This is a genomic window from Spelaeicoccus albus, assembly GCF_013409065.1.
In the GTDB taxonomy this organism is placed as follows: domain Bacteria; phylum Actinomycetota; class Actinomycetes; order Actinomycetales; family Brevibacteriaceae; genus Spelaeicoccus; species Spelaeicoccus albus.
Map to the genome: position 1 here is coordinate 806,510 of NZ_JACBZP010000001.1, position 13,523 is coordinate 820,032.

The following is a 13,523-nucleotide window of genomic DNA, read 5'->3' on the forward strand; positions in this document are numbered from 1 at the left end:
GTTATCGCTCGAGCCGAGAGTATTCGGTTAGATAGCGGACGAGATGATCTCGCTCAAGCCGTACGAGGCCTTCCAGCCCAGCTCGTTTTGGATACGCGCGACGTTCGCGATCAATCTCGCAGGATCGCCCGCGCGTCGTCCGTCGACGACAGGCTGAATTTTCCGGCCTACGTGCGAACTGATCGTGTTGACCACCTCATATACCGATGCCCCTGTTCCGGTGCCAACATTGAAAGTGTCGTATGAGCGATCGGGCCGATCGAGGTATTCCAGAGCATCGATGTGCGCGGCCGCGAGGTCAAGGACGTGCACATAATCTCGAATGCACGTTCCATCCGGCGTCGGATAGTTCGAGCCGAAAACGACCGGTTGCCGGTGCTCCACCAGACTTTTCAAGACGATTGGGATCAGGTTCAGGGCTGATGGATCTTTCAACTCCGACCAGCCGCTTCCGGCAACGTTGAAATACCGCAGATTGGCAACGCGCAAGCCCCACGCCAGCGCGGCATTCCGCGACATCCACTCGCAAACTAGCTTCGACTGTCCGTACGGGTTGATGGGGCTGCATTCCACCCGTTCATCAACTTCCTCGACATCAGGCATGCCGTATACGGCAGCGGAGGAGGAGAATACGAGGCGCTCAACACAATTGACTTGCATTGCCGTGAGCAGGTTGGTCATGGAATGCACATTTTGACGGTAATACCAGGTCGGATTGTTGACCGATTCACCCACCTGCTTTTTTCCCGCGACGTGAACAACTGACGTTATATCACGGCTCTTCATGATCTGCGACAAGTCGTTAGCGGCCGCATCGGCGCTCAAGTCAAAGCTCACGACATCCGTGCCCGCAATTCGCTCGCTGTCACCGGTAGTGAGGTCGTCAACAACCACGACGTCGAAATCTCGCTCTTTCAGTAGCCTCGCAACGTGCGCGCCAATATAGCCGGCACCGCCGGTTAACAAAACGGTCATTCCGAAATCATACCGTTGGCGATCCGTATGCCGAGCCGCCAAGTACACCAATCATCTCGTAACGTATTCTTGGCCTAGACGATCGTACGTAGCCTGAAATTCACCGCTTGCAGCCGATTCGGGCCGTTGAACTGTAGGGGAATGACGCATGACCGCCGACGACAACCTTCTAGATGCCCACCCGGTACCGTCCGGCAGCGCTGTAGTACAGATCGGCCCTATGAAGACCGGTACGACTGCCGTTCAACGCGCCGCCAGTCAGGCCAGAGATCGTCTCTTGGAGTTCGGAGTTCTTTACCCCGGCTCGGGCTTGAATCACGGTGAGGCACTGATCGATTTTTTTGGCTTCGAAGCGAAAGCCGCCGGACGCCCCGGTGTGTGGGACGCTTTGTACGAAGAAATCGACTCGACCAAGCACGATCGGCTCTTCTTGAGCCATGAATTCGTCGCAGAAGCCGACGCCGCAGGTATTGACAAGCTACGCACAGTTCTCGACCGACCGTTATACGCCTTAATAACGGTTCGCAGCCTACCGGCGATTATTCCTTCGTTCTGGCAACAATCGGTGAAGTGGCGTAACTCGTATTCGTTCACGGACTGGCTTGAAGCCGTACTCGTCGATCCAGTTGATGAATCGGTAACGCCGCGATTCCATCGCCACACGCCATTCGCCGATATCGTCGAGCGATGGTGCGATGTCCTTGGCCCCGACAATGTCACGGTGGCCGTCTCGGACAAAGCGCATCCAAATCGCATATTCGACGTCTTCTCCAAGATCCTCAGCATCCCAACCGATACGTTGAGTACCTCAGGCGCCGACGAGTCCAATGTCTCGTTGTCATTCCAGCAGGCCGAGTTCCTTCGTCGAATCAACGCCGAAATGAAAAAACGCAGCGCAAAGGGAGCGGTATTTTCGAAGGTCGTCCGAGGAGGCGTGCTCAAAGCATTGCAAGCTACGGGCCCAAGTTCGAGTCAACCCATCGTCTTGCCCCGCTGGGCCCAAGAGCTAGCCCAAGAAATGGGCGAAGCGTTCGCCACCAGGATCTCGGCGACTGGAGCCCACGTCGTCGGCGATCTCAACGTGCTCGCTCTTGCCGGACAAACCTCGCCCCAAGCTATCGAAAGCCCGCAAGTCGTATCCATCGAAGAAGCAGTCGCAGCAGTCCTCGGCGTGTTCGATGCCACGCGGAGATAAATTCACCAATGGCATCTCGCGCTGGTTGCTAAACTATCGAATACACGCCCGGGCCGATCGCGACTCCCGCAAGCATCGCATTCATACCCATCGTGACAGTATGAATCGTATTTCTCGATACTTCCGGATGAGAGTTGATTTTTGGATTCGACGATTCGAATAAACCCAAGTTCGCTCGCGCCGGATCGCCGATCACGTTCGTGATGTATTTGTACTGCGGAGAGCGCTCGGACGTCACGATAATGCCGGCTGCCCCGGTCTGAGCCTCATCCGACTGAAAATTATCTCTGTTTCGCCCGTAGGAGCGCATAAGCTCTGCGAAGGTATCGTCCTTCGAGCGATCGAAAATCGTGCGCTCATGAGACCGGGACGTAAAATGCATGTCATCAAGTTTGTCTTCGTAGTGGCGATCCGACACGATAGGATCCACTGACACGAACTGATATCCACCCAATAAGCCGTGAAATAACGCCCCTGTTCCTCCTTTCGAGCCGCCATATAAAACGATATCTTCCTTGTTGACGCCCAACGTCAACATAAGATGATTCAGAAGCCTCTGAATGCGAGAGGTATTGTCCGGGCAGAATCGCGTATTAAGATAAAACGATCCTAAAATGCCGCCTATATCAGCTAGTCGAACAACATAGGCATCCTGCGAAATATATTTCTGCAAACTCATAAAATTCGGAGCCATGTGTCTAACTAGATAAGGTGTGTATATCCGCCTGAACATCGAAGCAAAAAGAACTACCAGTTTAGGTTTCGCGTTTTTGACCTGCGGCTCAGATACACTGAAAATAAGTCCGTCTGGCGACACATCATATTTCCCATCTTTCACGGGTTTCCAGAGGTTTGGAATTGAGCCTTCGTGAACGAATCGTGTCTGGTCACCATCGCTCATGTACGAATAATAACCGTGGTTTGCCAGAACGATTAGGTTGTCGCGAGCGAAGGTAGATTTTCTTGCACATCTGATAAGGTTACCGCTGTCTGAATCGTTATGATTGACATGAACGAAATTGATTTCGCCGTTTCCATCGCGAAGCTTTTGTTCGAGGTGGTCGGCACCCCAGTTCACATCATGGACGTACACGCTCATGATCGATGTTCCTTCAGGTCAGTGATAATGCCGGGTTTCAGCACAACTAAATAATTAGATACTAGTCTATTCCAAGCCGACGGTGTGCGCCCGACCACGCTGGCGGCATAGCAGTTAGACGTGCAACGCTACGTTGCATCGGCCCTCGGACGGTATGCTCGTCTGCACGGGAGCGTGCGCCCTCCCTGTGGTACCGTCAATTTGCCGAGTTACTGATATCAGGGACGTCCAGGACGAGCAAAACGTGCAAAGCTCGTGTCTTTGGTAATCAATAGCGGTTCAAGTCTGCATTCACCAAGTTTATGTCATAGAAAGGACCACGATGGCGGACCCGTTGGCGCTCCCTGATGGTGCGTGTTTGTTTCACGTCGGATTAATGAAGACCGCCACGACGTCGATTCAGACAGCGGCCAGCCGCCAGCGAAAGCGACTCCTCGACCACGGTGTCCGTTATCCGGGTACCCGCTTTAATCACCGCGAGCCTGTCGCAGCTTTCATGGGCAAGTCGTGGGGCTGGGTACCGAAGGCCCCCGATATGAAATATTGGGACGATTTGATGGGAGAAATAAGGGAAGACCACCTGAGTCGCATATTTCTCAGTCATGAATTTGCTGCAGGGGCAGATAGTGAGACAATCGACCGCCTCATCGCCGAATTTGATCGCCCTCTGTACATCGTCATCACCGTGCGTCCGTATACTTCTGTTCTTCCTTCGATGTGGCAGGAGTACGTCAAAGGCGGTCTGACGGTCGACTTTGACACCTGGCTGACTCGGGTACTCAATGAACCGCCCGTCGGCGCTCCTTTGTCCCAGTTTCACCGGGATCACGATCAAGCACGGGTCGTCAAGACATGGGCTGAAGCGATCGGGCCGGAGCGAGTCAGCGTTGTGATCATCGACAAGAACGACCCTGGCCACGTCGGCACGGCATTCGAACGTATGCTGTGCCTTCCAGCCGGAACACTTTCCAAAGGCACCGCTCGTCAAAGGACGGTCAACAGCTCGATGTCGTATTCTGAAATCGAACTGCTCAGGGTACTTAACAATGAGCTGAAAGCCAACAACGTGGATTCGGCGACTTGTCGGACACTTGTTACTCAAGGGGCCGTCTCGCGACTGTTGAAAACACAACGCCCAAAGCCGCCAGAGGACAAAATCGCCCTACCTCCGTGGGCGTCGGAGCGGGCTGTCCGTCGTTCCGAAGAATTCGTGCAAGCCATCCGCGAGTCCAGAGTACACACGGTCGGCGATCTCGCATCCTTAACGGCGACTGGCGACGTGCGTTCGTCAGACGCTGCCGAAACGGCTGGTCAAGTCTCGCAAGAGGCCGCGCTCGCCTTGCTGTCGGGCACGATCTCAGCGTCTCTCGGTCGTGGCCCTCTCTTCAAGTAAGCGAAAACCCGCAGAACTCATGTCCGATCTGTGAGCCAATACCCGGTGCTCAAATTGGTTTGCCACCCTGGCTTGGTACCTGCTCGCATCGAACGAGCCGGCGGGGATTTCTCCTCGCAACATCTCAGCCATACCCGAAGCCAACCCAGTTGCAGAATTCTCCACAAGACGGCCATGCTGATTTCCCAGAACCCCTCGAGCACCGGAGATGTCCGTCGCCACGATGCGTTTTCCCAGGACTAATGACTCCAGCAGAACCATCGGTTGGCCTTCATGATTCGACGACAAGACAAAGCAATCGGCCCGCCGCAACGATGGGAACGGATTCGACCTATGCCCGGCAAGCATCACGTTCTCCCCAAGGCCCAATCGGCTGACCAAAGATTCGAGTTCCCCGCGCAACGGGCCGTCGCCAACAAGTAGAAGCTGGATCTTGTATCCGGATTTGACCAACTGGGCCGCTGCGCGAACCAATTTTTCCTGATCTTTTTCAGGAGACAGCCTTCCAATCGTGACAAACACGGTGGCAGATTCGTCCAACCACGTCACGATGTCCGGGTCCAACGGTTCAACCGACTTACTCACGACTCCGGCGACATCCAACTGGTTTTCGCAGAAGACGAAATGGTCCGGCGAAACATCAAAGCGCTCGCCGACTCCACTCACATTGATGTCTCTCAGCACATTTGAGACGCTGACCAAATTGTCGAACCTGGGATAGATTCGATAGAGGGATTCCAAATAGCTCGCTCGAGTCAGCCACTCCCGAATCATATCGCTGTGCAGGTAGATCGATTTCACCGTCGACGCTGCCGCCGCAATCAATGAAGCCCAAAACAACGAATACCCGTCGTATTCGACACTCGCGTCGAACTGCGTATCGCCAAAAGTACGTCGCCACTCACGTTCGTACGCATTCATATACGTGCGCCACTGCTCTTCGTTCGTGAGATCTCGCAGAGCGGTGAGTTTGTCGGACAGCCATCGCTCCTCGGGTAGGGGAACCCGCTGACCAACCCGTCCGATCACTTGCACATGCCGGGGCAGAGCTCGAATCTTTTCCAGCCGACCCGCGTCGTTACCGACAATATCCGAGTCAATGATCAGGGTCACACGCATCTGAGACGGATCAATATTGTTGATGAGGTTCAGGAACGACGTGGTGACACCATTGGGTATCAAACTCTCACGAACGAGAATCGACCGAAGGGGAAGTGAATCGAATTCGACTCGATCATCGTCTTTATCGTGCAAGAAGAATTCGACCGTACGTTTCGAAGCACCACCGTCTTCGTGTGCGCAGAACCTACCGAGAGCGTCGTCACGTCCGTCTTCAACCGGAAAATCGTTCATCAGTAGCGTCGTGATGCCCGCGCGCAACTGATCAATGTCAGCATATTGCTTTCCCGGAAGGTTTTCGAAGTAAAGTCCGCGATTATTTGCGTATTCATCAATATCGTAGACATAGAGCAACAGCGGTTTACGAGTCGGAAGAAAATCGAACATTATGCTCGAATAATCGGTGATTAATGCGTCGATCGCCCCGAGCAAATCGTTCGTATCAACCTCGGACGGCACGACATTCAATTGCAATCCGCGTGCCTTTATCGCCTGTTCCGTAAACGGGTGAACCCGGACAAGTAGCTTGCACGGCAAGTCTTGGAGCTTTTCTAGATCGGTGAGCAATTTGTCCAGGTCGGAGCCCTCTTGGCCCGCCTTGCCCCGCCAGGTTGGAGCGTAGAGCACGGCCGGCTCATCTCGGCCGATTCCGAGCTTGTCACGTAGAATCCTTCGGCGTTCGGCGTTGAGTCCAATCGTCCTGTCAATACGTGGGTAGCCAGTCTCCGCCAGTTTGCCGGTGAACAAACCCCGAATGTCATGGCTGTCAATCAAACTGTTCGTCGTGTGCCTGTTCGGGCTAATGATATGTGTAGCCTGGAGGAAATTGCGGGCAACATTCTTATGCTCGAAGAAGCTGGATTGGACATACTTTCCCAGCGTCTTGACCGGGGTGCCGTGCCACGTGTTCAAATATTTCTGTCCGTCGCGACGTATGAAGTAATTCGGGAACGTAACATTGTTGATCAGATATTTGGCCGTGGCCAGATATCGTCGGTATAGATCCGACTCGCGAGTCACGAAGATCACGTTCGGCATGCCGCGCAGGTCGGGAGCCGGGCGCGTATCCTTCGCCAGCACCCATACGTGCACATACTTTTTAAACTCGTCGCGCCGATTTAGTTCATCAAAAATCGCTTTCGGGTTACACGATGAATTCTTTCCCATGTGACTTTCGTAAAGAATAACATCGTCGCGCAGTTCCAGAGTCTCGGTCCATTGGACATACTGCAAATTTCTTTGTGCACCCGGACTCATTTTTCCGGCAGGTACGCCCGTTGGGCGCGGTTCCGTTTCCGTTTGACGGAAAGCCCGGCACGCAGCCACATAGTCTTCTAATCGACAATGGACTTCTCCTAATCGAGCTAGTACGTCGGGCGAAAAAGAGTCCAGGCGATCGATTGACATCTCATAAGCTGTTTTTGCTCGCTGCCAGGACTGCAAGCTGACGAAATAGTCGCCGAGCTCAACGCATCTGATTCCGGATTGGAGGGACGGTAGATCTTCGATGCTTCCATCCAGATAATGTTCAAAGGCCCCGTTGGCAACTGCACCTTGCTCAGATCGGCTATCCACTGTTTCGAGTGCTTCTTGACTATCTTCACGCTCCTGCGTGAGAATGTCCCGAACTTCCGGCGACCAAGCGCGAGAGTATTTGGCACGAGTGGTACGACGATACGCCTCCGCTGCTTCTTGATACTCGCCCAATTCTTCGAGCACATACCCGAGGCGAAACTGCCATTCGCGTTCGATCCGTCCGGCCAGCCAGCAAGCGATTTGATACGCCTGCGCCGCGTCGTTGAAGTTGCCGCTACGCTCATTGGCAAATCCAAGCCGATAGAACGTTCGAGCTGCTGAGGGATCCAGTCGTGCCGACTGTGTGTAGGCGTCAATTGCTCGCGGCCACTCGTAGCAGCGGTCCGCAGCCAGCCCGATTCGGTACATAAATTCGGCGGTGCGGCCCATGCTATGGACGTCTCGTTCGTACGCGGCAAGTGCACGTTTCCAATCACCGCAGCTCTGATAAAACACGCCCACACCGAACTCACTTGCCCGGAGCTTCTTGTCGCGCGCCACCGCGGACTCGTATGCCACCCGCGCTTCGTCGCCCCGCTCAGCCAGCTCGAGTGCCCTTCCATACTGGAACCACCAATACGCCTTTGACCCGTCTATTGCGAGCGCATTGCCAAAGCTGTAGGCAGCCTCGGAAAATTGATTCAAGGAAAACAACACTTCGCCGAGGCGATAATGCCATTTGGCGGACGTCGAATGAGCTTCGACCCCGGCTTGAAGGACCTTCACTTCTTCCCAATTGACGCCGTGCTTCCGGACACACTCGGCTAATGCGGCGTGGTAATTCGCTTCATCGGGGTTCTGGGCGATTGCTAGCTTAAATTCCTCCGCAGCCTCCGGTTGTCGGCCGAGAGCGGCGAGTACGCGGCCTCGACGGAAATGCCACTGCGCTCGGGAATCATCGCCGTGTACGGCGGCCGAATATTGTTCGAGTGCGTCTTTCAGTCGCCCTTCTCTTTCCAGAATGAATCCAAACCGGTATCTCCAATCCCACTGATTTGGAGCCAAATCGACAGCCTCGCGAATATATCGTTCAGCTTGATCCATGTTCCCGAGCGCAAAATGCGTATGGCCAAGCCTATAGGCGAGACGAGCAGCTTTTACGTCCCCAGAACGATAAATCAGAGAATAGAGTTTTTTGGCACGGACGATTTGGCCTCGGCTCTCGAGCCTCCGGCCAATAGCGTAGGGAAACTGCCAACCTAGCATTCGTCCTCCACCGTAACTGATTTGGGGATTTTTCGACTCGTCGGTGCCCTCATGCGATCGAATCGCTGAAGGCATAGCTGCGATCCGCCACGTACCGTCGTACTCATCGAACTGTCAATTTCAGACACTTCTATGCGCCAGGCCGTTCCGGTCATCATCGCTATGCAGCCGCCGCGCTGATTGTAACGGTGTTGATCGGGATCTCACTCATGACGTCGTCGAAAGCGGCGTGCCCCGTCAGCTTAACGAGAATATTCGCGTCAGCCAGTGCTTCGCCTGCTTCGACGAGTTCGACGTTCTCGAATGAGACGAGTGCATCCGGCAACTCATCGACGTGCGGCTCGACAGCGAGAACCTTCGCATCCGGCAATATTTCTGCCAATAGCCGGGTGATTTCTACGGCAGGCGAGCCGCGCAGGTCGTCGACGTTCGCTTTGAATGCCAAGCCGAGCACAGCAATGGTTGGCTTATCGAACTTTCGCGCCGCCTCAACAATCTTGTTGACGACGAACTGTGGTTTCGCATCGTTGACTTCGCGGGCCATACGGATCATCCGTGACTCCTCGGGGGCCTTCGACACGATGAACCAGGGATCGACGGCGATGCAGTGGCCCCCAACCCCCGGACCCGGGTTGAGGATGTTCACTCGGGGATGGTGGTTGGCCAGTCGGATCAACTCGCCCACATCGATGTTCAGCTTGTCGGAGATGATCGACAGTTCGTTGGCGAAGGCGATGTTCACATCGCGAAACGAGTTCTCGACGAGTTTGCTCATCTCGGCCGTCACCGCGTCCGTGCGCAGTAACTCGCCTTTCGTGAACAACCCGTAGAGATCGGACGCCCGTTCAGTTGCTCCATCGTTGAGCCCGCCAACGATTCGATCATTTGTCACGATTTCAATCATGATTCGTCCGGGCAGTACTCTCTCCGGGCAATGCGCAAAGTACACGACGGACGACTCCGGCGCGCCCTCAAGGCTCAAGTCCGGCCGCTCGGCTAATACTCTTTCCGCCAATCTCGCCGTCGTGCCGGGGGGCGACGTCGATTCGAGCACAATCAGCTCGCCGCCACTGAGGTGCGGTGCAATACTTGCGGCTGCCGCATCAATGTGTCGAAGGTCGGCATCGTGCGATTCCGTGACGGGAGTCGGGACGGCAACGATATACGCGTCAGCCGGCTCGGGTACCCGGCTGGCACGCAGATTCCCGGTACTCACGGCGCCGGCAACCGTCGTGCCGAGATCGGGCTCAGCAAACGGCACTTCACCACGGCTGACGGCATCGACCGTGGCAGCGTTCAGGTCGACCCCCACGACGCTTACGCCCTGCTGGGCGATCACCGCAGCAGTGGGCAGGCCGATATAACCCAGCCCGACCACGCACACCTGCTTGAATTCGTTCGTCAACGTCTTTTCTCGATCCTCACGCTTCACCAGTGTTAAACCATCACATGCTTGGTCGGGTCTCCGTAGAACGTGACGACGCCGGTCGCCAAAAGCTTGTCATCGGTCTGATCCCACGTGTGGTCTCCCGCTGAACCCCCGCGCCATTGCACAAAATTGAATCTATCGGATGAGTAAATCGTCCCCCCGGCGTCGGCCGTGTCACGCAGGAACTGCGAATCCTCACCCAACGACTGCGACGCGAATGGCACGCTCAGGGCATGCTCGCGCGCGGTCACGAGCGTCGGCCCCATCACGAAATCCGTCATGCGGTGCTCCCGCTCGGCAAACCGCAAGATTGTCGCCCCCGAGTCCGCAAGATGCATATAGTGCGCCTGCTTGCCCACGACATCCGCGCCGCTGTACATCAACGCGTTCGCTTGATCGGCCAGATAATCGGGGCCGTAGAGGTCATCGTCGTCAATCTTCGCGACCAGGTCGCCACCGGCAGCCTTGACCAGCCGGTTCAGGCAATCCCCAAGCGGAACGTCGCGACCTGCCGATAGCAGTGTCAGTTTCTCGATGCCCAGTTCGTTGGCCTTTGCATGCAGATGCGCGGCGTCCGGTTCGAACCCGTGCGTGAGCAGCACCAGTTCGACGTCGATACCGCGCTGCGCCGCCACAGTGTGCAGCACATGGTCGATTTGGTGCGGCCGGATCGTCGACACCAACGCGGATACGGATCGTGCCGGCACCGATTCGTCGAGGCCGACGGCTGCCGCGACGGCGCGAGCGCGGTGCGCATACGTATGCTGCGCCCAGATTTGGCGCTGACCCCGATGAACCAGCCGGTCATTGTGCTCGTTCGACCGGATGAGCGAGCGGATCACGTCGTACGCATTGTCTTCGTCGTTCGCGACGGGAATCTCTTGGTGCGGGAAGAACTTGCCGATCGCTTCGGTCGGCATTGTCACGACGGGAGTGCCGCAGGCCGTGATCTCAAAAATCCTTCTGGCGCACATACTGGGCGAGTCGACCACCGAATTCACGTTGAGAAACGTCTTGTACGTTTTATACGCGGTGAGCATCTGCGGATACGACAGTGTGCCGACGATATGAGACGCATACGGGGACGGGAACTGATAGTTGGGGTCGCCGCCGAGTTCTCGGGCGAAGATGTCCAGCCCGGCGTCGTCCTTGTTATGGGCGCGAATCGACGCCTTCAGCAACGTCTCAAGCTGCCGGCGCCGTTCCGGGTATTTGTGCGCGAAGTACATGCCTCCGAATGCGATTCCGCGCGAGTGAAACCCCGATCGGGGACGGACGGGATTGTGGATGCGAGGCTGCGCCGCAAACGGCAGCACGCCGACGCCGCGATGGCCGAGGTCGCGCCGGTACGAGTCGAGTTTGTTGATGTCTGAGGTGAAGACGCGGTCGAAGAGCTTGGCGACGTCGAGGAAATCGTCATAGTGCGGTGGATCTTCTTTGTTCCAGAAGACCGTCGGGATGCGCTGGTCGCTGCACCAGGCAAGCATCTCGACGACTGCCGGCCGCGGTGCGCTCGCGCCGGTCAGGTGGTATTTCCACGCGCCATGATTGCCGCTCCAGGCCGATTCGACGAAGACAAAGTCCACTCGGGTGGCCGTCAATTGTTCTCGCCACGCGTCGGGCAGGAGTTCGACGGTATTCCATTCATAGCGGAACGCCAGCAGCGAGAAATCGTCGAGAATGACGGCGACAGTTGGCGCGCCGTCGTCCGGCGCAGGGTCGGGAAGCGGCCATTCGGGGATGTCGGTGACGACCGCCGGCGAATTCGGCGTCATTGCCGCAGCGACACCGCGTGGACCCGCCGCGGCGATGCGGGTTCGGCGGGCGTATTTCTTCAATCCGGCGACTCCGCCGCGACGAAAATGCCAGAATGCTTTGCGTGGATCGCCGAGGATCGCCGACGCGACCCCTTTACCCAAGTGGGACACACCCGCCCTGAAAGCTTCCCCCGTTTTCCACCAGTCGATACTAACAACTGATTCCGCAATTGCGTTAAAGTATCTTGCTCGGTCAGCCGGCCGGCGGCGTACGGCGGCGCGCCAATCCGGCTAGCTGCTCGCCGACGACTGCTCCGCTGTCACTTGGCGATCTCGAGCACGGTTGCCGTGCCGGCATTGAGTGTCAGCCGCAGTTTTTTGCCCCGTCGATCGCCGCGCAACGGCTTCGGCTCGATCGGGCCGGCGAGCGCACGCCGGCCGTTGATGACGCTGGCGTCGTCCGCTTGCAGGGACGGTCCGGCCAGCTGGTAGGCGCGCACACGCTTGCCGGCGACGGGGAGCGTCACCGTGGTACGTGCGCGTTTGTACTTCACCGGATCGAGTTCATTGATGACGACCACCGCAATCGTGTTGCCGGCGCTGATTGCGTACGCGAAGACGTGTTTGCTGCCGTGGACCCGGGCAGACATGAAGCGGCCGTTCGGAATCGACGCGACCGCGGCCAACGCCGCATACCCGGAGCGTCCGCGGAATTGCCCGGACGGGTCATCGTAGCTGCCGCCGGCGCAGACCATGGAGATCGGCGGCCCGCCGTTGCACGCGGCCAACGACGAATGCATGGCGAGCCGGCGGACACCGTGGCTTGCGGCGTTCAGCGTGTAATCGACTGCCCACAATGCTTCGGCGTGGCTGGATGCCGCCCCGTTCGAGCCCGGACACGACGTCGGCCCGGTCTCGTCGAGCCACAGTGGCAACCCGGCCCGGCCTGCGGCCCGGTGCGCCCACGACAACATTTTGCTCGTCTTGTCGTGAATCCCCGGCGCCACGAGATTTGTCGCCTTCGGCGAGTACTTTTCCTTACCGTTCTTGCCGCACGCGTACAGCGGGTACCAATGCTGTGTCATTGCCGCCGACCGCGGAATCTTCGCGCCGGTGAACGCCCTCCACCACTGGGCGTCGTACGCGTCCGGGCCGATAATCGGCACCGTCGGGCTCAACGCGTGGATAGCTGCCGAATACGCTTGCACCTGTTTGATGTACTTCGCCGTAGTCCATCCCTGGGGGCGGACGTCGAGCTTCTTGTCACCCGTCGCATAGCCGTTGGGCTCATTACCGATAGCCACGCCGATGAGGCGCCCGCCCAAAATTCGATGCGCATACTTGGCCATATCGCCGGCACGCTTCGGATCGAAGTGTCCGAGGTTCACGCCGAGGGTCACTTTCGAGCCTGTCGCGTCGAGAAGCCGCTTCAGCCTGCGTAGATCGTTCGGGCCGACGCTGACGGTTGCCCACTTCGGTTTCTTCTCGCCGGACGATGTCCAAAAGAACCGCCTGTCGAGCGAGTTGCCGCCGAATCGGAGCGCCGGATGGTCGAGCTTCTTCACGAGGTCATCGAGATTGGAATTCGCCGGATCCAGCCGTGGATCGGCAAGGTCGGTGGCTTCGAAGGAGAGGCCGACCGAGGCGTCGCGCAGTTCGAACTTCGACTTTGCGCGGCCGATCTCGATCCGCACGTCGTGGGGCTTCTTGGTGGCGTGACCGTTCGGGCTCGCTTGCGAGAAAAAGCGCGATGTGTGGGTTGGGGTCGGCGTCGG

Annotated in this window: 8 protein-coding genes; 2 read left to right on the forward strand and 6 right to left on the reverse strand. The window is 57.1% G+C overall.

All coding sequences use genetic code 11. From position 1 onward, the window contains the following. Nucleotides 1–27: 27 nt before the first annotated feature. Complete coding sequence (galE, locus tag BJY26_RS03840) at nucleotides 28–975, reverse strand: UDP-glucose 4-epimerase GalE (RefSeq protein ID WP_179425841.1); 948 nt, start codon at nucleotides 973–975, stop codon at nucleotides 28–30. Between the two features lie 148 nt (nucleotides 976–1,123). On the opposite strand from galE, the gene BJY26_RS03845 reads away from it, so the two are divergent. Next, the gene (locus tag BJY26_RS03845) at nucleotides 1,124–2,170 is read left to right on the forward strand and encodes a hypothetical protein (RefSeq protein WP_179425843.1); all 1,047 of its coding nucleotides are present in this window, start codon (nucleotides 1,124–1,126) and stop codon (nucleotides 2,168–2,170) included. 28 nt (nucleotides 2,171–2,198) lie between these two features. Here the strand turns inward: BJY26_RS03845 and BJY26_RS03850 are convergent, their stop codons facing one another. Beyond that, complete coding sequence (locus tag BJY26_RS03850; protein WP_179425845.1) at nucleotides 2,199–3,269, reverse strand: XcbB/CpsF family capsular polysaccharide biosynthesis protein; 1,071 nt, start codon at nucleotides 3,267–3,269, stop codon at nucleotides 2,199–2,201. Nucleotides 3,270–3,591: 322 nt separating this feature from the next. On the opposite strand from BJY26_RS03850, the gene BJY26_RS03855 reads away from it, so the two are divergent. Next, entirely contained in the window at nucleotides 3,592–4,662 is a 1,071-nt protein-coding gene (locus BJY26_RS03855) for a hypothetical protein (RefSeq protein WP_179425847.1), read from the forward strand. Here BJY26_RS03855 and BJY26_RS03860 read toward each other — a convergent pair. From BJY26_RS03860 to BJY26_RS03875, 4 genes are all read right to left on the reverse strand, one after another. Further along, the gene (locus tag BJY26_RS03860) at nucleotides 4,627–8,562 is read right to left on the reverse strand and encodes a CDP-glycerol glycerophosphotransferase family protein (RefSeq protein WP_179425849.1); all 3,936 of its coding nucleotides are present in this window, start codon (nucleotides 8,560–8,562) and stop codon (nucleotides 4,627–4,629) included. The genes BJY26_RS03855 and BJY26_RS03860 overlap by 36 nt on opposite strands. Before the next feature lie 160 nt (nucleotides 8,563–8,722). Further along, a complete protein-coding gene (wecC, locus tag BJY26_RS03865; RefSeq protein ID WP_237249025.1) occupies nucleotides 8,723–9,994 on the reverse strand; it encodes a UDP-N-acetyl-D-mannosamine dehydrogenase in 1,272 nt (423 codons plus the stop codon). Between the two features lie 5 nt (nucleotides 9,995–9,999). After that, a complete protein-coding gene (locus BJY26_RS03870; protein ID WP_179425851.1) occupies nucleotides 10,000–11,910 on the reverse strand; it encodes a glycosyltransferase family protein in 1,911 nt (636 codons plus the stop codon). A gap of 158 nt (nucleotides 11,911–12,068) precedes the next feature. Beyond that, the gene (locus tag BJY26_RS03875; protein ID WP_179425853.1) at nucleotides 12,069–13,442 is read right to left on the reverse strand and encodes a hypothetical protein; all 1,374 of its coding nucleotides are present in this window, start codon (nucleotides 13,440–13,442) and stop codon (nucleotides 12,069–12,071) included. Between the last annotated feature and the right edge of the window lie 81 nt (nucleotides 13,443–13,523).

Coding starts and splice junctions, on each gene's coding strand:
- galE (WP_179425841.1), bottom strand. CDS start 975: ATGACCGTTTTGTTAACCGGCGGTGCCGGCTATATTGGCGCGCACGTT.
- BJY26_RS03845 (WP_179425843.1), top strand. CDS start 1,124: ATGACCGCCGACGACAACCTTCTAGATGCCCACCCGGTACCGTCCGGC.
- BJY26_RS03850 (WP_179425845.1), bottom strand. CDS start 3,269: ATGAGCGTGTACGTCCATGATGTGAACTGGGGTGCCGACCACCTCGAA.
- BJY26_RS03855 (WP_179425847.1), top strand. CDS start 3,592: ATGGCGGACCCGTTGGCGCTCCCTGATGGTGCGTGTTTGTTTCACGTC.
- BJY26_RS03860 (WP_179425849.1), bottom strand. CDS start 8,562: ATGCTAGGTTGGCAGTTTCCCTACGCTATTGGCCGGAGGCTCGAGAGC.